Source organism: Streptomyces sp. NPDC037126, assembly GCF_055605965.1.
The window spans coordinates 34,859-54,188 of the sequence record NZ_JBVJTD010000032.1 but is presented as its reverse complement, the minus strand read 5'-3'; the positions used below and the strand labels follow the sequence as shown (position 1 = coordinate 54,188).

Genomic DNA, 19,330 nt, shown 5'->3' with positions numbered 1-19,330 from the left:
GGTCCGAAAAAAGAGCCACCGCATGCGGTGGCGCCAAAGATCGAGCGTCAGACGAGCACGGCGAAAGCGTTGTCGACGATGGCGCGCAGCACCGTCGCGTCGGGGTTCGCCTTCCCCACGACCATCAGCCCCTGGCATGTCGCGACCAGCACCTTGGCGCTACCGGCCGCGTCCACCGAGGCGCGCACCTCGCCCGCGTCGCGGGCGTTGCGCAGGGCTGTGGTCATGCACTGCTCGAGGCGGGCGAGATGGCCGCGGACGACGGCGGCGGCCTCGTCGTCCTCGGCGGCGTTCTCGATGGCCGTGTTCACCAGCAGACATCCCTGTCGGCCTTCCGGGCTGAGCAGGTCGTGCACCAGGCCGTCGAAGTACCCGCGGAGCGCGGCCAGTGAGGCGCCGGGCGCAGCCAGCTCGCCCAGCTTCTGGGGAACGATCAGCTTGGAATACCGCTCCAGCGACTTCAGGAACAGCGCGTGCTTGCCGCCGGGGAACGCGCTGTAGAGGCTGCCGGGTTTCACCCCTGTCGCCTTGACGAGATCCTCGACGGACGTGGCCCGATAACCCCGCCACCAGAAACGCAGCATGGCCTGGTCCACCACGGCGTCGGGCTCGAACTCTCGAGGTCTGGGCATGGCACGAAGATACATGAGCGACCATTCAAGAACAAGCGCGGGTCGCGCCACCTTCCACTGAGCGTTCTTCGGCCCACCGCTCGGCCCCTCGGTATCGCCTCGGACAGCTGGTCAGTTCGAGAACCGGCGCCACACACTCGCGCTTGAGCGGTCAACTGCATGGGGAACGAGGAGCAGCCCTGGCCGATTCCGCAGATCCTCATCAACGTTGTCCCCTCCGACCGTCTTGAGGTCGTGTGCGGGTCGACCGACCGGGGTCAGGCCGCCTTCAGTTCGAACTCCTCAGCCGCGTCCCCGTCCGGCGGTGGCGCCCAGGTACTCGGTTCGAGCTGCGGGGCGGTACCGGGGGCGGGTCGCGCCTGTCCATCCTGTGGAGTCCGAGGATGGTGATGGCCGCTGCGTTCGCCTTGAGCGGGTGGACGTCGGCGGCCGGGTAGGCCTCCCCGCTGCCGACATCTCGTCGCCTGTTCCGGTGGGTGGCTACTGCTTGGGAGGCAGGGTCTGGTCGGTGATCTCCCCGATCTGGGTGATCTGGTCGGATGAGAGGACGGGGTGTTGACGTCGCAGGTGTGCGGCCAGTCGGCGGGCTTCCAGGATGATCACTCCGTCGAAGGTGAGTACGCCGCGGCGGCCGACCCGGGCTCCGTGTACGGCGATGACGGGCTGGATGTGGACGGGGATGCCGTCGAGAGGGCGACGCAGGGCGGTGGTGGCTCGCTGCGCTTCCCACTTTGTTGTGGCAATTGTTCTGTTCTGGGGGTAGCGGCCGTACCAGAGGGTCGATCCGTCGCGGCTGATGCTGACGTGAGCGCCTTTGGCCTGCCAGTTCTTGGTGTCGATGTAGGCGATGCCCCAGTGGCCGACGGCGAGGTGGTCGAGGTTGGCTCTGCTGCCCGGGATGGCCCGGTCATGGAGGACTATCGCGCCTCGACGGGTCAGGGGGGCGAGGGCTCGTGCCGTCTTGCGCTCGCCCTCGGCTCCGGCTCGCCAGGCGGTGACGTGGCGCGGGGCTGCCAGAGAGGCGCACCAGGCCACGATCACGGCGAGAGCGGTGATGTGGCCGTACAGCGGCACGCCGGTGGTCTGCCAGCCGACCCACCACTCCAGGAGTGCCGCAGCGGCGATCACGAAAGGGAGCCCGCGCAGGAAGCGGCGGCGGGCGGTGATCCGCCATGAGCTTAAACGGCGTTCGTACTCGTTCTGCGCGGACTGTCCGGCGCCGCTGCGCATGGCCGTTCCTCCCCCTTCGGTATGGCGGTCGTCTCAGGAGGCAGCGGGCTGCAGGCGGGCGGCCCACTGCTCGGTGACGGTGATGATGACGGGTTCGGTGCCGACGAGCCGTAGCACGCGCAGCACTTCGCCGCTCCACTGAGCAGCTGTCATGGGCCCATGGGCGCGGGTGGGCCCGTTGGCCGGCCGGGCCAGTTGCTTCCAGCAGAAGTGTGCGTTCCGCGCGAGCTTGAGGGTCTCTGCTCGTGCGGCGTGCTGCTGGTGGCGCCTTTCAGCGGCCTGCAGGTGCAGGACCATGCTGTTGTGCCAGTCGCCCTGGCGCAGGGTGAGGTATGCCCGTACGGCCAAAGTGTTGACGGTGAACGGGTGGATGGGGCCGAAGCCGTCTTCCAGTACTTCCTCGAGGTCCTGGGCCAGTACGCCGGCCGCGGCCAGGTCTCCCGCGTCCTCTGCTGTTTTCACCTGGGCGAGCATCTGCTGGAAGTCGGAGGGAAGCGGTGCCAGCCAGTCGGCCGTCGGAGTGAGGGGCAGTGGGTCGCCGGTTGGTGGCGGGAGGTGGCTGCTCTCCGGTTCCGGAGAGGGTGTCTGCGGCACCGGCGGCGTCGGGTGGGGAGTGTCCAGGGGCGTGACGGCTCCGTCGTAGTCGACGATCAGCGGCCACGCACTGCCGTCGGGTTCCTTCGCCACGACGCGTACCGGGTGGCCCCTGCGGGCGGCTCGCTCCCGGATATCGGCCAGAGCGGCTTCCCGGGCGTCCTGGCCGGCAAGCTTCTGGATGCTCTGGCCGTCGACGGTGACCTCTTCGTCGGCGCTGACCACGATGGTGTAGACGGGTCCCAGGGGGACTTCTTCCGGATTCGTTATGAGTGGCATCAAGCTTTCCCAGGTCGTTCTCCGAGAAGCCGGTCGGGGTCGGTCCACGTGCCGGCGCACTGTCTTTGGATGGCGTCGATCGCTGCACCTGCGCCATAGAGCAGGACGGTCGCCGGCCGGTTGTGGTGGCGTGCCTCGGTGCTGGTGGCGTCGATCAGTCGTTGGGCGAAGGGGGCGAGATTGTCCAGCAGTGCGTTGGCGCAGTCAGCCGGCAGCGGGGCTATGGGCCAGCGGAAGGACCAGCAGGCAGCGACGAGCCAGGGCGGCTTGGCGGCGAACTCGTCGGTCGAACTGACGGCCAGTCTTCCGGTGGTCAGGTCAAGGGTGACGTAGCAGGGGCTGACCTCGCGCTCCTGGGTGTGATCGCGAGGCGTCCATGCCGGCGGGTCCCATTCGTTCAGGTACTGGCAGGCGACCTTTCTCTGCCTGCCTTCGGCACCTCCCATGCTGCTTCCCCCTTCGGTGTCGTTTTGCGCCATCGCGTCGGCCCCCTGTTCTGCGGCTCTGTCCCTGAGCCCGGCCGCTCCCGTCAAAGATCTCGAGGCGCGGCCGGGCCGTTGTTCAGCCCCCCTTCGGGAAGTAGGGCGGAGCCCAGCCGACGTACTTTGCGCCCCACTTCGTCTCGATGTCGCTCGCGGGCACGATCGAGATGTGGCCCGGAGTGACGATGTCGTTCGAGGCGATCTGGCCATTGCCGACGTAGAGCGCCACGTGGCCGGCCCGGCTGCTGGTCCGCCAGTACAGGAGGGCGCCGACGGGCGGGTTGCGGTCGCCGTCGTGCTGCATGCTCTTCGGCATCTCGTAGTAATGGTCGATGGCGTAGTAGGTGCCGCTGGAGCTGTATCCGTACGCCGTGGCCACGAAGGCCAGGCACTTGCGGTACCAGTCGCTGGACCCGCTTTCGGCCTCCCGGCGGGCGAAATCGATCGCGCCCTTGAGTCCTTGCGGGTTGTTCACCTCGGGCGGGAAGACCGAGGTGCCGTCGTGGAATGCCTTGCCGGGCGGGGCGTTGTTGTCTCCGCCGCTGCCGCTGCCGCTGCCGCCGTTGGTTCCGTCGTCGGGGCAGCCTCCGGGCGGCAGTTGGCCGGCGGGATCGCTTGTTGCCCCTGTGCTGGTTGAAGTGGGGGTGGAGGTGGGCGTGGGCTGATCGCGGCCGCGCCTGCCTGTGCGGTCCAGGTCGATGCCGGCTTCTTTGGCTATGCGACGAGCCTCGGCCTCCTGGCCCGCGTACAGGCTCGGGTATGCCGAGTTCTGAACGGCCTGGGCGGCCTCGCCCAGGCTCATGTGTTCCCAGTCCTTGTCGGCGAGCCCTTGGGGACTGCCGCTGCTGGCACCGAGGAAGAACATGCGGGCCGAATAGTGCGGGTCCATGATCTGGGCCTTGGTCCCCCAGCCTGACGACGGCCGTTGCTGGAACAGGCCTATCGAGTCCCGGTCACCGTGGTCGAGGTTGATCAGGGTCGATTCCTGGAGTGCGGTCATCAGGCCGATGAGCGTGGCTCTGCCCGAAAGCCCCGCTTTGGCTGCCTCCTGCTCGATTATCTTGGCGTTGGCCAGCTGCTGGGCGTGCAGCCCGTTGGTCTGGTCGGTACTCCCGGTGCCGCTGCCGTCGTCGTACTGGGTATCAGGCTGGCCGGCGATGCCGCAGGAGTCGGCCGCATTGGCGCGGACGCCTCCCCCGACAGCTCCGAGGACCCCCAGACACAACAGCAGGATGAAGAAGAGGACGGCCGCGGGGAGGGCGAGCTTCATCGCCGCCCCGCGCCGCGCCACCCCCGCGGCCATGAATGCGGCCTGGCGCGTGTCCACTGGTCAGACCCCCAGCACCCGTGATATGCGCCAGCTGTCCCCGCTGTGTGTGAGTTCGGCCTGCAGTACGACCGATTTGTTGTACTTCTTGTAGCCCTCGACCGCGGTTTGGACCGTGACCTTCCGCCAGACTCTCAGCGGGGTGTCGACGGGCAGTCCTTCAGCGGCCGGGCCGATCTTCACTGCGGTCACCGTGGACACGCCGCCGTTGGACACCAGGTCGTTCCAGAGCTTGTCGTCGTTGCCCATGAGGTTGGTCGTCAAGGCATCAGTCATCCAGGGCGCCGCGCGCTGGACGACCTTTTCGTGTCTCAGGTCGACGGGCGGGTTGCGGGTCAGGTAGGCACGCGCCCATCCCTGGGCTGTCTTCTCCGGGGTGCTCAGGTCCACCACGGCGGAGGACGACGGGGAGGGCGACGCCGACGCACTCGGTGAGGCGGTTGCGCCGTTCTCCCCGTCGTCGGTGACCGTCGGTGTGGGACTGGCAGCCGTCGTCGTGTGCCGGTCGTCCCCGGCGCCCCCGAACCAGTGGGCTCCGGCGAGGCCGATGCCGAAGATGGCGACGATGATGACGGCCGCCCCGGCAGCCGTCATCGGCTCCTTGCGGCGTTCCTCTTCCAGAACCCGCCGGGTGTTCGCCTTCTGTTGCTGCCGGTGCTCGCGTTTGGCCTGGCGACGTTCCCGGCGCTTGCCCTTGCTGGTCTCCTCCGGAACTGCGTAGTGCTCCTTCAGCAGTTCCCGGAACTCCGCAGGGGTGCGCGGCTTGTCCTTCTCGTGCGCCACCTAGTTCCCCCTGCGCCGGATGGCCGGGACCGCTAGGCGGTGTCCACGGTTGCGGGTGCCGCGGTTGTTCCCGGTCTGCGGGCGGCTCGGGTTCGGTCCGGTCGATGCGCGCGGCCGGTTCGGCGTACTGCGGATGACCTCGCCCTTGATCACCTTCGGGGCCGAAGCGCCTGTCCTGGGTCCGTGCCGGAAGGTGTAGTTGGGTGCGCCGCTGGTCTCGGGGCGCAGCACGGCCGACGGTCGGACGGCGGACGGCTGTGTGGGTTGGGAGGCCGTGCGTCCGCTGTTCGCGGAGCCGCTCGACGCTGTCGCCTGGCTGCCACCGGCGCCCGTTCCCGCGGGCAGGGCCGGACGGGAGGGCGCACCGGCGACCTCGGCCGGGCGTCGGCTGCTGGGGATCGCCTTGGCCGGCCCGTCGGCCACAGAGCGGCCGCGGGCCGGTGCCGTTGATGACGGCAGTTCAGGACGGCTGGTCAGCGGGCCGACTTCCTTCCGGCTGGAGTTGCCGGGCAGCGATGCCTTGGCTCCATGGCCGGAGGGCAGGGGTGGCATGGGGCGACGCGGGATGCCCGCGCTTGCGCCGGGACCTCCGCCTCCGGGAAGCTGCGGCACGGCGCCGCCTTCAGCGCCTCCTCCTCCGCCTCCGCCGCTGCGCCGGGGCCGACTGGGCAGGCGCACGCGGGACAGTGCACGGACGCCGCGGCCGGTGGCCTTGGTCAGGCCCCAACCGGCCTTGGCAGCGCCGCGGGCGGCCAGCAGTCCACCGATCGCCATGGACGGGCTTGTCATGCCGGTGACGCCGGTGATCGACTCCATGATGGACTTGAAGCGCCAGGCGACCACGGCCGTGGAGATGCTGATGCCCGCAGCCGGGAGGTAGCCGTAGGAGCCCATCGCGTTCGTCGCCGCAGTGGTGACGACGAGGACCGCGCCGAGCGTCATGGTCGCGACGGAGCTCTGCAAGCAGAATCCGAGCAGGTAGTCGAACCAGCGGATGCCCCAGGTCCTCGGCCGACCCGGGATGATCCACAGACAGGCGAAGATCACGCCGGACAGCAGGAGCATCAAAGCGCCCAGCAATGAGGCCAGTGATGCGAACGCCAGGCCGAGCACCAGGGCAGCGAACAGCGTCACACAGATCAGCGCCGGCACAGCCACCATGAGCCGGCCGACAGGATCGTGCCCGTCGACCCACTTGTTCGCGTCGCCGCCGGCCCTGTCACCGTACGACTTGAGCCAGTCGCTGCGTTTCGAGCTCTGGCTGATGCCCTGGTCGAGGAGCTCCTTCCCGTTGTCCTTGCATGCCTGGAGACTGCCGAACTCTTCCACGCACCAGGGGGTGACCACGTAAGCCCGCCACACAGCGTCGGACGACTTCCGGAGCATGTTGTCTCGCTCGTTACCGCTCCAGTCGGTGTCGTGGCCGAGGTCGATGGGTTCCTTGGTGCCGTCGCCGATACCTGCGCTGGTCGCGTTCATCGCAACGGAGGCGCCGACGTTGCGGACGGAGTCGATCCCGTTCACCCATGTTTGCGGGGCCATCAGCAACGAGACGGAGAAGAGCGCGGAGACGGCCACCCATCCCAGTTGGCTGAGGCTGGAGCCCGCCGCCTTGCGGTGGTTGGTCCATGCGACCAGGGCTCCGACGGCCATGGCCGAGGGCAGCAGGGTCTCGGTGAGGGTCGACGCCGCACCACCGATGGACTTGGTGAGGGCGTGTTCCAGCGGGGGAATGCTGGTGACGTTGAAGATCCACTGAACGATCAGGACCGCTGCGGATCCGATGGTGGCGGTCAGCCCCGCGCAGATGGCCGCGGGGACCTCCATCATCGGGTCGAACACGTCCCACATGCCGTAGTCGTCGTCGACCTGGTAGAGCAGCGGGTTCCCGTACTCCTCGTAGAGGGTGCCCTTCCCCTTGGTGTAGGGGATGCTGGGCGACGGCAGCAGGTCACCGATGCCGACCACGGGGTAGTTCTTGGCCGATGCCGTCTGGGCCGTGACCATGAGCGTGACGTAGATGCCGAGCAGGGGTATCAGGAGGTTGCGTTTGCGCGGCATCCGCAGGGTCTGCAGTCGGACCAGCAGTTTGAGGATGCTGAACCGGTAGGTCTTGCTGTCTTCCAAGAGCACGGTTCATCCCCTCATCAGCGCGTCATGGACCGGATTGCCGTGTGCGTCGTCCGCTTCGTCGATGTCCTCGGCCTGGTCGACCAGCCACTGGTTGCCCTCCCGTACGACCCGCAGTGCGCTGCGGACCGTCGTGGTGCTGTCGGACTGCATGTCCTTGAACTGGATCAGCACTCCGGTTCCTGCCGGGTGGTCGCCGATCGCCGGTACGGGCACTGGACTGCTCGCGGTGACGGTGCCCGTCTGATCGGATCCGCTGTCGCTGGGTGTCTGCTTCGGCGGGACGGTCGAACCGTCCGCCCGCTTCAACGGGGGGAAGGCATCACTGTCGGTCGGTGACGGTGAGGGGTCGGCGGGCGCCTTGTTGTCGGTGACGCACTCGTGGACGCTGCCATGGCGGTACTGCTCGGTGCGCATCTGGCAAGCCCGCTGCCAGTCGTCGTCGTTGACGGCCTCCTGGTACTTCTTGGCGACCTGCACCGCGGCAGCTTGGCCGCCGTTGTCGTCCTGGCTGCCCGAACTATCCGTTTTGCCGTGGTCCGACGAGCATCCGGCAATGGCAAGTGCCGCAGCCGCTACTGCGGCCGCTGTGACTGCGCGCCTCATACGCCCACCCCCTGGGGTTCCTTGCTCAAGTTGGTCTTGGTGCTGTCGTCGACCTTCGGTGTGGTGCTCAGCAGCGTCAGCAGTTCCTGTGACGGCACGTCGAACTGCACGGTCGCCTTCTGGAAGCGCCGGTCGCGCATGATCGCGTGGCCGTGGCGGACTTCCTGGGTGATGTCCACGCCGATGGCCTGGATCAGGGCGCGGGTGTGCGGGCCGGCAGGGAGGTCCAGCAGGGCGGCGAGGGCGTCCTGCTGCTCGGCCGATGTCAGCTGGAACCCGAACATCGTCGTGATCTGCTCGATCAGGCCGGTCAGTTTGGCGAACGACTCGGGGTCCTGCGTGTCGATGACGAGTGCGGTCTGCAGGGCCCGGCCGACGCGGGCGAGGTATTGCAGGAAGCTCGATCCTTCGCGCGTCGCCGTCAACACGTGCACCTCGGGAACGGCGATGCACTTACGCAGGCCGCGGAGGTCCTTGCGGCCGGCCATCGAAATGCCGAAGGCCAGCATGGAGTGCACGAGGGCGACCGAGAGCCGTTGGTGCACGGACCAGTCGTCGCGGTGGTCGTCGGGGCTCGGCAGGGTGATGCCGGGGATCTGAACCACCCAGATCCCGGGCTCGGTGCGCATCAGGGCGGCACCGGACGGCCTGCCCATGAAGGGGGCTCCGAGGCTGGTCTGCGCCAGTTCGTGCAGGGCCTGACCCGCTTCGCGGGCCAGGTCGTCCGTGGAGCGCCGCAGGTGCTCGATGACCTTCCACGTCTCCGGCTGGCCCTGGGCGATCACTTCGTTGACGGCGGACTGGATCGGTGTCTCCGCGCCACGTGCCCGCAGGTGCTGGGGCAGTGCGATGCCGAGCTGGGCCGGGACTTCGGTCTGTGCCCGCTCGGCGCTCTCTCCGGTGAGGAGGGTGAACAGGTCACAGACACCGGCGTACTGGCTGCCCGCCTCGACTAGGTGGGCGTTGAGTCCGTACCGCTGGCCGGCGGCGACCAGTCCTCCCATGTCGCCTTTGAAGTCCAGGGCCAGAACCCAGCTGCCCCGGAAAGCTGCGTCCAGCAGCATCATCATGAGCGCGGTCGTCTTGCCGCGGCCGCTTCGTCCGATGAGCGCGGTCGTGGTGGCGTCGCCCCGGGCCGAACCGCTGGTCAGGTCGTTGCGTACGACGCCGGGGGTGGAGCCGGTGAGGTATCCGATGATCGGTCCGTCGTCGTCGCCCACGGACGCGCCGCCCCAGAACCAGCTTCCGGCAAAGGCGCTCACCGTGCGGACGTGGGAGAGGTCGGGCACCCGGAGCCTGTCGCCCGGCAGGCTCTCCAGCCACAAGTCTCTTTGCTCTTCCTCGCCGACAGAGACGTCGATCCCCAGGCCACCGTAGAAGCCGATCACCGCGTCGATCTTGGACCTGAGGTCGTGAAGAGAGACATCGCTGCTGACGACCAGCCTTGGATGGTCCTCCATCAGCGTCACGTCCTCGCGCTTCATGTCGCGCGAGAGCGTCGCCATCGTTTCCTCGGTCTCCTCGATCTCCAGGGCGGTTTCGCCTGCGGAGTGCTTCGCCGCGGACTGGCGCTGCTCCTTGGCCAGGCGGCGGACCTCCTCGATCTGCTTGAGTGCGTCGCGGCGGTGCAGCACCTTGAAGCGGATCGACGCCTCGACGTTGACGGGAAGGATCTGGACGTCCGGGTCGACACCTTCCTCGTCGTACTCCGGGACGTACGTGATCTCGGAGAGGTACCGCAGCCACTCCCCCGGCCCCGGGCTCTCCATCTCCTCGGGGAAACCGTCCAGGGTCAACACGGCGGTCCACGCGGCGACATCGCCCTGGGCGTCGACGACGCGGACGTGGTCCGGGTACGGCAGCACGCGACCGCGCGTCAGATGGGCGAGCTTGGCGCCCGTGATCTGGCCGTTCGTGTTCGGCGTGGGCAGCTCGGTGACCCGGTGCTGCTCGCGTGCGATCATCCACGCCAACATCTCGACGGGAGCCGGCTGCGCCCTCCAGGGAGTCGCTTCCAGCTGGCGGCCGAGCCGGCGGGACAACGCGTCCAGACGGGCGAGTTCACGCTGTGGAATGGACGTCGAGCTGAGGCCGAAGGCATCCTGCATGCCGCTGCGGCCGCGGGCCTGCGCGTGATTGGCCCGGTCCTGGATGCGTACGCCGAGCAAGAGGTGACGACTGGGCAGCGCCAGGTCGTCCAGGCGGGCGACCCGCAGGTCCGCCCATTCCTCCAGGTTGCCCGCGGAAAAGAGGCTCGCGGCCTCGGCCCGGTAGTCCTCGGCATTCAGCGGGCTCCACAGAATCCGCAGATGGCAGTCGTACCCGGCGAGGATCCGGGCGAGCGCGCTGGATGCCTGATCGTGCTCGGTGTCCCGGGCCGACTCGCTCATCAAGTCGGTGTTGCTGGCGCCCAGCACGTACCACGCCTCGGCGTGGGTCTCGGTGACCAGGACGCCGTCCGACAGCGCGATGTAGCGCGGCGGCGGCGCCGCGCGGTCTCCCGCGACGCCCAGGAAGCGGCCGATGGCCCTAGCGATCTTCATCCCCGTCCCCTTTTATCTACTGCTTCTTGCTGGGCGTCCGCTTCCGGGCCCGGTACACCGCGTCGGGTCCGTACAGCCGTGGCCGCACGTCGAACCGGGTGACCCTTCCGGCTGTCGGGTTCGGTGTGTCCTCACCGAAGGCGCCTTCGAACAGCCCCATGCCGGGCAGGTCGAGGAACCGCTCGAGCCGGTCTCCGAGCCGGGCGCGCAACGAGAGCCATTCGACGCGTTCCGCGGCCCTGCGGCCGCCGTTGACGATGGGGCGGTGGCTCACCGTCAGGTAGCGGACGATCAGGGCCCATCGCGTGAGGTTCCAGCGTCGTTCGTTCTGCCGGCTTCGCTGCGCACCGTAGTAGGTGATGACGGCCGGCGGCGCGAAGTAGAGCGTGAACGTCAGCTGGCTGGGCAGCCCGAAAACCAGCAGCAGGCTGCCGGTCCACACCAGGTAGATGGCCAGGCCGGTGACCAGCAGACGGCGGGACGGGCCCTCTCCCAGGTCCATGCCCAGGATCTCGTGCTGCCGCGTTTCGAGTTGAAAGTGCCTCGTATAGGTGTGGCCGAGGCGGCTCATGCGCCGGCGACCTTGTTCCAGACTTCGACGAGCATGTTCTTCGTCGTGTCCGTCGCGAAGACGAAGCCGGCCACCACGACGCCCGCGATGACATGGCCGATCAGCTCGCCCCACTCCCGCTTGGCGTAGTGACCGATCGCCCGGACGACCAGGACGATCAGGAAGATGTTGCCCGCTATCAGGAACACCCAGGTCTTCAGGTCAGAGCCAGACGTCAGCGCCAGTTGCATGTCCATTTCCCCTCGTTTGTTACAAGCAGGCGGAAGCTCACGACGCTCCGCCGTGGACCTCCGCGACCTGCCAGCGCTCGGCGGCGGCTGAAGTCACGCGGGTCAGCTCGACCCGGTAGGTCTGCGTCAGTTCAGCTCCGGAGACGTCCCAGACGACGACCGCGGTGCCAGTGCGGTCACTGCCTTGGCCCTTGTCGACGGTCCAGCTCTGAATGTCGCTGAGTTTCATGCCAGCCGGCAGCGGCGGGACCGACGCACCGGGCGCGGTGACCGTGTCCACGTCGCCGTTGGCGTACTCCGTGAAAAAGGTGTCGACCGTGCCCTTGGTGCGGTCGGCAAGGTCGACGTCGCTTTCGGCGACCGTGTCGTTGGTGACGCTCGGGCCACTGGTCGGCACGCCGACGATCCCCGGCTGCCCGGTGACCACGATGCGGCCGGAGGTGTAGAGGACCGGAACTTCCAGGCCCATCCACGTCTGCTCGTCAGGTGCCGCGGTCTTCTTCTTGCCCTGCGTCTGCTCGCCGGGAACGCTCACCAGGACGTCGACGTGCACCCGGGCACGCTTGTCCCCGAGTTCGACGACGGTGCCGGGCTGGGCGGCGACGACGTCCTGCCTGCCCTTGCCGTCCCAGCCGGCCGTGGTGTCGTAGCCGTTGGGCATGTCGCGGGCCAGCGCTTTGGCGCGTGCGTCGCGGTCGTCCTGGTCCCAGGTCAGGTAGGAGCGGGCGAAACGACTTGCCACCGCTTGGGCCATCTCGTCGGGGTACGAAGAGCCTTGCTTCACCTTGACGACTGTCGGCGTGTGGGACTGGTTGGGCCAGAACCACGAGCGGATGCCGGTGATCGCGGCCAGGGCGACGACGCCCCACAGGACGACCCGGCCCAGCTTGGCGAAGAACCTCGCGCCGCTCTTCTCGTCCTCGATGTGCCAGGGCGTGGTGCGTTCGCCGGTCGACGGCGGCTTGCTCGCACTCGCACTCGTACTTGTGCTGACTGGCTTGTTGTCGCCTTGGAGGCGTTCCGCGGCGGCCGTCCAGCGCTGCGCGCCGACAGGGACCGGGACCGGTGCGGCTGCAACTGTTTCAGCAGGACCTTCGTCTTTGACTCTCGGTTCGGACTGCTGACGAGGTTCCGGCAGGTTGAGCAGCTTCCGTATGACGGTTTTGAACGTGCTCATCCTCAGATGACCTCTCCCCCGCGGTCAGTATCGAACTAAGCCGGACAGTACGCGGTCACGTGACAGAACGTCAAAAATATTCGTATCAGGCCCAGTAGAGTGCCTGACCATGCAAGCGAGGGCAGACGTGGGGGGTCTGCGGGGGTGGCTCGTGGCGGCTCTGCGCAGAGAGAGGGGCATCCCTCAGCAGCAATTGGCGAATGAGGTGGGATGTTCGCGCAGCACGGTATCCACCTGGGAAACGAGGAACCAACGGCCGACCCCGAAGCACCTCACCCGCCTGGCCGGAGTCCTCGGGGTGAAGCCGATCGACCTGCTGGAAGTGCCAGGCCAGGAGCCCACCCTGAGGGATCTGAGACTCAGCTGTGGGTTCACCCAGAGCCAGGTGGCAATGATTCTCTGCGTTGGAGCGAGTACGTACTGTGACGTCGAGCGCGGTCGACAAGCGCTTCCGGTCCGCTGGGTTCCGTTACTGGTGTCTGCGTTCAATACGAACGAAAGCACCGTCAGAATGAGCGCGTTACTCCAAAAAGGCAGACACTAGATTTGTCGACAAACAAATAATGCATTGCCTAGGTGCGACGTTCGGTCAGCACCGCTCCGGCATCAGCGCTCATAAGTCAGACCGGGCAGATCAGCCGCTGACCGACCGAAGGTGTCCCCGCCCCTGGAACCGCTGCTGCTCGTTGCGATACTCGATGGCCTTGTCGAGCCGCCGCTGCCCGGTTCGAGGAGATACGCCGAGGCGCCGGGCGACTTCCGCGCCGGAGAGCTTCTCGCCCGCTTCCTCCGCTTCGGCGAGCCAGCCGGCAATACTGACGATCTGCTGCTGGATGGGGTCTGAGTCGGGCTCCGGAGCCTGCTGGTCCAGCATCGCCTGCTGCCCGGTGACCTCGTCCCGAGCAACGGGCGTCGCGCTCGGCTCGGGTTGAGCGGAGGTCTCCTGGGGTGCCGGCTCATCGGCCGGCCCCGGGTCCGCCACGGCGAGCGGATCAGGCGCTTGCGGGGCTGCAGGGGCCGGCTCGGGCTGTATGGCGTCCACTGCTGGGTCCCCGTCTGCGGCCCCTTGACCCGTGGGCTCGTGGGTCATGGTGTCCTGAGTGGCGATGGGCTGACCGATCGGATGGGCCGAACGGGTCTCGGGCCTCTCCGGCAAGCTGGCGCGGTCCATGTCCTCCCTGGCCGTCTCCACGCCCGTCTGGGCATCGGTGGCTTGGGCGTACAGCCGACGGAACTGCTGCAGCAGAGGTCGGAGCTGCTCCTCGACGACGGGCCCCCCGGTCAGCGGGTCGGTCACCCCATACACGTCGAACAGGAACAGCCCCAGTTGCCGGGCGTTGGGCAGCACGCCGTACTGACGGCCGTAGAGATCGATGACTTGGAAATACTGCTCCTCGCTCCACTCCGGGGACGTCGGTTCCACAGCGGGTTCCGGCTGCACTACCGGCTCCTGGAAATGGCCGAGCGGGGCAGCAGTGTCGCTTCCGTTGTCGAGTGCCCGCTGGTGGTCGCCGGGCTGCGATATCTCAGGGGCCTCGACCACGGGCTCATCGACGAGTGTCACGCTGGCGGAGAGCTTCAGGCCGGCTCCCTCGAGGACGTGCGGTGCGGTCTCAGCGAGGGGAACGCCGTACCGGGCAAGACGCAGAGGCAGTACCGCTTCGACCGGAGCCTTGCGCCGCCAGGCCCGACCGTACTCGGCCCGCAGCTGGGATTCGTAGACGAGCCGGTGTTGTTCGATCCTGATGGCTTCCCCGTAGTTGCGGATCTCCCACAGCTTCATACGCCGCCACAGAAGGAACGTCGGGAGAGGAGACAGGAGCCAGCGGGTAAGGCGTACGCCTTCCATGTGCTTGTCTGCGGTGATGTCGGCGATTCTGCCGATTGCGTGCCGGGCGGCCTCGACCGCGATGACGAAAAGGACCGGGATGACGGCGTGCATGCCCACGCCGAGCGGGTCGGGCCAGGCGGCGGCGCCGTTGAAGGCGATCGTGGCGGCGGTGAGCAGCCAGGCGGTCTGCCGGAGCAGCGGGAAGGGAATCCGAATCCAGGTCAGCAGGAGGTCCAGCGCCAGCATGACGCATATGCCGGCATCCACGCCGATGGGAAAGACCAAGGAGAAGGCCCCGAAGCCCTTCTTCTCGGCGAGTTCACGGACAGCCGTGTAGGAGCCGACGAACCCGATCCCGGCGATGATCAGCGCACCGGATATCACTGTGCCGATCAGTATGCGGTGGGCCCGGCTGTGGGCAACCGGTGCCGTCCCCCGTATGTCCCCCGTCACTTGCTGGTCCTCTCTCCACTTCTGTCCCGCGGTCACGGTCCGTTCACCCTCTCATGGCGCTACGGCGTGGCAGCAGCCCATTTGGTTCGCAGCCAGGGCGCAGGCGCCCAGGAACGCAGATGTGGCCCGGCATTGCTCCAGTTGGCACTGCCCGCCAGGTACGTTGGTGAGTTCGACGAGAGGACGGGCGACGTACACGTCGCTGGAGCGGTCGGGCCCGTCAGTAGAGGTTCCAGTCGTCTGTGTCCCAGTGGCCGTCGTGGCGGATGCAGCCGCCGTCGGCGACGACCAGTCCCTCACCGGTACGTCGGCCGGGGCTCAGCGATAGCGCGACGCCGTGGTCGTCGGTGGTGTGGATCTCTTGCAGGCCGGTGGCTTTGCCGGTGACCGGGTCGGTCTCCGGCGCGGTCGTCACCTTCCAGCCCTGCTCGGACCACTGCCTGCGAAGGTCGGCGACCGCCGTGCGATACCCGGCGTCGCCGTCCTTGAAATCCGGGGCCCAGGAGACGGACGGCTGGTCCCGGTAGGTGTCACCCCGGTCGACACCGAGGTCGTCCATGCAGGATGCGCTCACCCTGGACTTTTCCAGGATCACGGCGTCCGGATCCGAGCCCAGGAAGCGCACTGTGTCCTCGCCGGCGGCCTGCGTGTCGCGTACGTGCTCCAGAAACTGCGCCTCGGAACGGACTGGACCACCCATCACGGTGGTGCAGCCCGTGAGGAACCCCACGAGCAGGAACGCGGCAACGGACAGCCCAGGGGCCCTGAACCGGCGGCGGAAAGCGGACGCCGCGAAAGCGGCGGAAGGAGTCGGCGCCATGAAGCCATCCGAACACCGCCACCCAGGCCGCTGGCACCGTCGCCCTACTCAGTCCTCGTACTCAAAAGGGCCAGAGTCTCGGGAGGTTCGACCGCTTCGTGCGAGCGGAAGTGGAGAGCCTCGCCGACGGTTCGTCCTGTGAGGCGTGCCGTGCCGGCGCGGGCACGCTGTCGGCTCCTCTGTTCTTGGGCAGCCCTTCTGTTGTCCGCTTAGTGAGAGCTGGCCTGAGTCTTGGGTCGATACCCGGGAACGGGGCGGCACAGGTCCGTTCTCCCTCTGGCCGCCGACATGCGGGTCGCAGGCACTGGGGTCTCTGGGGTGCTGCGCTGAGAGCGGGGGGTCTTGGCGCCGGGCTTCCCGGGTTGGACGGTGAGCGGGTCGACGGCTTCGCCGGGGGCGCCTTCGCTGTACAGGCCGTTGGGGAGGGTGTCGCGGTCGTGGGGCAGGAGGAAGAAGACGCGCCGCTTGTACAGGCCGCTGTCGGGGTCGGGTTCTGCGGCGTCGTCCAGGAGGGCGTAGCCCACCATCCGGCCGTCGCGCGCGTAGTGGGGCCGGGTGTTGCGGCGCTTGGTCTTGTCGAGGGCCTGGCGGACGTAGTCGAGATTTTCGGGGTTCTCCAGCCACACGACCTCTTCCTCGTGGGTGAGGTCGCTCTCGGTCAGCAGCGAACTCATGGCTACAGCCCTTCTTTCGTCGGCCGGATGCCGTGGTGGGGTCCGGCCTGGCATGTGCGTGTGTTGCTGCTGCCCATGTACCCGGAAGCGGCGAGGTGCCATCTGGGCGCCCCGGCGTACGGGACCAGGTGCTCATCGTAGAGCGGCCGTGCGGGGGCGCACAGGGCGTGCAGTGTGGCCTGGGGGCGCGTGCGGCGATTCATTCGTGCGCTGTCAGGGCGAGGCCGGGGTAGTACTTGCGGCCGTTGGACTTGATCATGTCGGCGGGGGAGGCGAGGCCGACTTCCTGTCGGACGCGGGTGGCGAAGGTGCGGGGTGTGGCGGGTCGGATGCCTTCGCCGGCGTTGCACCAGGAGCTGTATGCGGCGTACAGCAGGCCTTGTTCGACGCGCAGGTCGAGTTGGGCGTCGTTGTCGCGTGTGCAGCATTCGCCGAGGAAGCGGCCGATGTGGTCCTCGGTGGTGGCGTATGCGGTGGTGGCGATGCGGACCCGGTCGGGGCCTTCCAGGGGGTCCCGGGTGGCGAGGTAGCGGCGGGCGCCCTCGATGAGCCATTGGAGGATGCCGGGGCCTTCGTCGCGGACGAGTTCGAAGGCGAGGTTGTCGATGCGCCGGTCGGCGGGGACGGTGCGGGTGAAGGGCAGCAGGCGGATACGGCGCCAGAAGGCGTACCCGCCGGTGGTGACTTCGGGCCTGTGGTTGCCCAGCAGCCACAGGTGGTGGGTGGGGGTGAAGGAGAAGTAGTCCTGCCGCATCCGGCGGGCTTTGATCTTGTCTCCGCCGGTCAGGAGACGGACGCGGGCTTCGTCGAACTTGTCGTTGGGCTTCAGTTCGCTGCAGACGACCAGGCGGCGGCCGTGGAGTTCGGTGAGTTCGGTGGAGTGCTCGGAGAACGCTCCGCGGTCCATGAGGAAGCCGGGTGGTGCGGCGTCGGCGTAGTCCCCCAGGATCTGGATCATGGTGTCGAGCAGGACGCTCTTGCCGTTCTTGCCTTCTCCGTGGAGGAAGGGCAGAACCTGCGCTCCCACGTCACCGGTGATGGAGTAGCCGAGCAGCAGGTGCAGGAAGCCGATCATTTCCCGGCCTTCGGCGTCGTCGCCGAAGGTGTCGGTCAGGAAGCGGTTCCAGCGCGGGGTGACCATCTTCTGGGGGGCGACGCTGGTGGCCCGGGAGTGGAAGTCCTGGGTCGGGTCGGGCTTGCGCAGGTGCCCGGTGTGGAGGTCGACGATGCCGGCCGGGGTGCACAGGGCGTAGGGGTCGCCGTCGAGGACGTCCGGGTCGACGGACAGGTCGGGTGAGGCCTTGGCCTGGGTGAGCAGGGCCCTCATGCCGGTGGTGGAGAGAGTGCGTCGCTTGTGCTGGGCGAGTTCGCGGTCGCTGTGGATGCCGCGGGTGTCGGTGTCGGGCATGTCCTCGGCCATTTCACCGGCGGCCCACAGGGCGGCTTTCTCTCCGCCGCTGCGCTTCCAGCGGTGGCCGTCCCAGGCGTACCAGCCCAGGCCTTCGACATGGCGGAACTGATCGCGGTAGAGCTGCGCGAACAGACGGGCGTTGCCACGGTCGGTCAGGGACGGAGGCAGCGGCCACGTCCAGGCCGCGGCAGGGGGGCGTGTGCCCGGGGGGAGGGGGTTGGGCTGGGCCGGCAGCAGGCCGGGAGTTCTGTCCGCCGCCTGGAGGTCGAGCATCTGCTGAGCGACAGCGTGGGCGTCGAACCCTGGCGTGGTCTCGGCGTTGCTCATGTACGTCCTTCGAGATACAGCGGGCGGGCGGCCCCGGCGGCAAGGCCGTCGTTGATGATCTTCTCGTTGCGGGCCGCCTGCCAGGGGCGGGCCTCGTCGGCTGCCTGCAGCAGCTGACTGCGGGCTGCGGCTTGCTGGATGTGGCCGGCTGCCATGAGACCGCCGGCCGTATAGGCGGCGCGGTTGAGCTTCTCGGTGAACGCGGTCCCCTCCGGTGCCGCCGCGCACTCGGCGACCTGGTGCAGGAGCGGCTCGAGGGCCCGGTGCGCGGCGGCGGACCTGCGGGAGGGCCTGAGTACGGCAGACGCCGGCGTCCGGGGCTGCGGGAGCGACTTGATGTGGCCGGTGCGGATGAGTTCGGCGCCAAGCCATTGCGGGAGCGGCGCGGGTGTCCGGGCGGCTCCCTCGGGCCGGTAGACGCCCTGTGCGGTGCGGGTGGTGGGGGCGACGATGTAGCCGCCGTCGGCCCGGATGTCGACCTGCCAGGCGAGTGCGACCTTGGGACTGGAACCGGTCGAGCAGCGGAACCGGTTGCCCGGATCGGGGTTGCGGTACCAGACGTGCAGGCCGCCCGAAGGAGTCCGCACGCGCAGGGTGTCCTCGTCGTGCGCGGGGTCGGGCTGATTGCGCAGCGCGGCGAGGAGAGCCAGGGTGTCGAATCCCGAAGTGAGACCGACGAGGCTGACCGCCTCGTGAATGGGGATGCCCGGCAGCAGTCGCCCGCGGTCTGGCACCTCAGCCGGGTGAGCGTCGATATCGATGACGATCAGATCGGCCGGACCACAGGCGATGCCGACACCGGCGGTGGGAGTTGTGGACCACCAGGCGTCGATGTGCCGCGTGTTGGTCGTCGCCGCGTGGAAGCCATGGCAAGGGCGGCCTGCGGGCAGGCAGGGGCATGTTCTGGGGTCGTGGTGTCCCTCTGGGCCTCTGCAGTTCGGGCAGTTGGCTGCAGGTGTCTTCCTGCCGGGAGCTAACGGATGGACGGGCCAGCCCTGGGCAGCACACCATTGGGCCACGGCATGCGGTGTCACAGGCCGTGCCGATGGAGCAGGCGAGCGGTTCTCACCAGGGCGCGCCACGAGATCGTCCTTGTCGGTTCTCGGTTCGGCCCCTGATGCAAAACACCAGCTCACAGCAGCAGTTAATGGTGCTTCAGGGACCGAAGGGACTGTAGTTCGAGTAGGAAAGTGTAAGCGTGTGCCAGAGGCGGAGTCCCGCAGCCTGGCG

At 68.1% G+C, this 19,330-nt stretch carries 17 protein-coding genes and 1 pseudogene; 1 reads left to right on the top strand and 17 read right to left on the bottom strand.

The window, feature by feature from the left end:
• Positions 1–47 precede the first annotated feature (47 nt).
• From ACZ7FF_RS39800 to ACZ7FF_RS39745, 12 genes are all read right to left on the bottom strand, one after another.
• Positions 48–632, bottom strand: a complete 585-nt coding sequence (locus ACZ7FF_RS39800; protein ID WP_470818958.1) for a TetR/AcrR family transcriptional regulator — start codon at positions 630–632, stop codon at positions 48–50.
• A gap of 480 nt (positions 633–1,112) precedes the next feature.
• Positions 1,113–1,862: a nuclease-related domain-containing protein gene (locus ACZ7FF_RS39795; protein ID WP_470818956.1), complete on the bottom strand. Its 750-nt coding sequence runs from the start codon at positions 1,860–1,862 to the stop codon at positions 1,113–1,115.
• Between the two features lie 33 nt (positions 1,863–1,895).
• Positions 1,896–2,735 (bottom strand): hypothetical protein, encoded by an 840-nt coding sequence (locus ACZ7FF_RS39790; protein ID WP_470818954.1) that lies wholly within the window; start codon positions 2,733–2,735, stop codon positions 1,896–1,898.
• Positions 2,735–3,214: a hypothetical protein gene (locus tag ACZ7FF_RS39785; protein WP_470818953.1), complete on the bottom strand. Its 480-nt coding sequence runs from the start codon at positions 3,212–3,214 to the stop codon at positions 2,735–2,737. Before ACZ7FF_RS39785 ends, ACZ7FF_RS39790 begins: the two co-directional genes overlap by 1 nt.
• Positions 3,215–3,296: 82 nt before the next feature.
• Positions 3,297–4,544, bottom strand: coding sequence for a peptidase M23 (locus ACZ7FF_RS39780; RefSeq protein ID WP_470818952.1), 1,248 nt, complete (start codon positions 4,542–4,544; stop codon positions 3,297–3,299).
• A gap of 3 nt (positions 4,545–4,547) precedes the next feature.
• Positions 4,548–5,327: a hypothetical protein gene (locus ACZ7FF_RS39775; protein WP_470818950.1), complete on the bottom strand. Its 780-nt coding sequence runs from the start codon at positions 5,325–5,327 to the stop codon at positions 4,548–4,550.
• The gene (locus ACZ7FF_RS39770; RefSeq protein ID WP_470818948.1) at positions 5,328–7,460 is read right to left on the bottom strand and encodes a hypothetical protein; all 2,133 of its coding nucleotides are present in this window, start codon (positions 7,458–7,460) and stop codon (positions 5,328–5,330) included.
• Between the two features lie 3 nt (positions 7,461–7,463).
• Entirely contained in the window at positions 7,464–7,937 is a 474-nt protein-coding gene (locus ACZ7FF_RS39765) for a hypothetical protein (protein ID WP_470818947.1), read from the bottom strand.
• Between the two features lie 122 nt (positions 7,938–8,059).
• Positions 8,060–10,606, bottom strand: coding sequence for an ATP-binding protein (locus tag ACZ7FF_RS39760; protein ID WP_470818946.1), 2,547 nt, complete (start codon positions 10,604–10,606; stop codon positions 8,060–8,062).
• A 16-nt stretch (positions 10,607–10,622) separates the two neighbouring features.
• The gene (locus tag ACZ7FF_RS39755; RefSeq protein ID WP_470818944.1) at positions 10,623–11,177 is read right to left on the bottom strand and encodes a hypothetical protein; all 555 of its coding nucleotides are present in this window, start codon (positions 11,175–11,177) and stop codon (positions 10,623–10,625) included.
• The gene (locus ACZ7FF_RS39750; protein WP_470818943.1) at positions 11,174–11,413 is read right to left on the bottom strand and encodes a hypothetical protein; all 240 of its coding nucleotides are present in this window, start codon (positions 11,411–11,413) and stop codon (positions 11,174–11,176) included. Before ACZ7FF_RS39750 ends, ACZ7FF_RS39755 begins: the two co-directional genes overlap by 4 nt.
• Before the next feature lie 31 nt (positions 11,414–11,444).
• Positions 11,445–12,584, bottom strand: a complete 1,140-nt coding sequence (locus ACZ7FF_RS39745) for a conjugal transfer protein (protein ID WP_470818941.1) — start codon at positions 12,582–12,584, stop codon at positions 11,445–11,447.
• Between the two features lie 109 nt (positions 12,585–12,693).
• On the opposite strand from ACZ7FF_RS39745, the gene ACZ7FF_RS39740 reads away from it, so the two are divergent.
• Positions 12,694–13,128 (top strand): helix-turn-helix domain-containing protein, encoded by a 435-nt coding sequence (locus tag ACZ7FF_RS39740; RefSeq protein WP_470818939.1) that lies wholly within the window; start codon positions 12,694–12,696, stop codon positions 13,126–13,128.
• Between the two features lie 90 nt (positions 13,129–13,218).
• Here ACZ7FF_RS39740 and ACZ7FF_RS39735 read toward each other — a convergent pair whose 3' ends face one another.
• From ACZ7FF_RS39735 to ACZ7FF_RS39715, 5 genes and pseudogenes are all read right to left on the bottom strand, one after another.
• On the bottom strand, positions 13,219–14,799 hold the full coding sequence (locus ACZ7FF_RS39735) for a DUF2637 domain-containing protein (protein WP_470818937.1): 1,581 nt from the start codon (positions 14,797–14,799) through the stop codon (positions 13,219–13,221).
• Positions 14,800–15,088: 289 nt separating this feature from the next.
• Positions 15,089–15,568, bottom strand: coding sequence for a hypothetical protein (locus ACZ7FF_RS39730; protein ID WP_470818935.1), 480 nt, complete (start codon positions 15,566–15,568; stop codon positions 15,089–15,091).
• A gap of 443 nt (positions 15,569–16,011) precedes the next feature.
• Positions 16,012–16,362: pseudogene (locus ACZ7FF_RS39725) on the bottom strand (DUF6009 family protein); the annotation flags it as partial.
• Between the two features lie 199 nt (positions 16,363–16,561).
• Positions 16,562–18,100 (bottom strand): DNA primase family protein, encoded by a 1,539-nt coding sequence (locus ACZ7FF_RS39720; protein WP_470818933.1) that lies wholly within the window; start codon positions 18,098–18,100, stop codon positions 16,562–16,564.
• On the bottom strand, positions 18,097–19,119 hold the full coding sequence (locus ACZ7FF_RS39715) for a bifunctional DNA primase/polymerase (protein WP_470818932.1): 1,023 nt from the start codon (positions 19,117–19,119) through the stop codon (positions 18,097–18,099). The genes ACZ7FF_RS39720 and ACZ7FF_RS39715 overlap by 4 nt, the downstream gene beginning before the upstream one ends.
• Positions 19,120–19,330 lie beyond the last annotated feature (211 nt).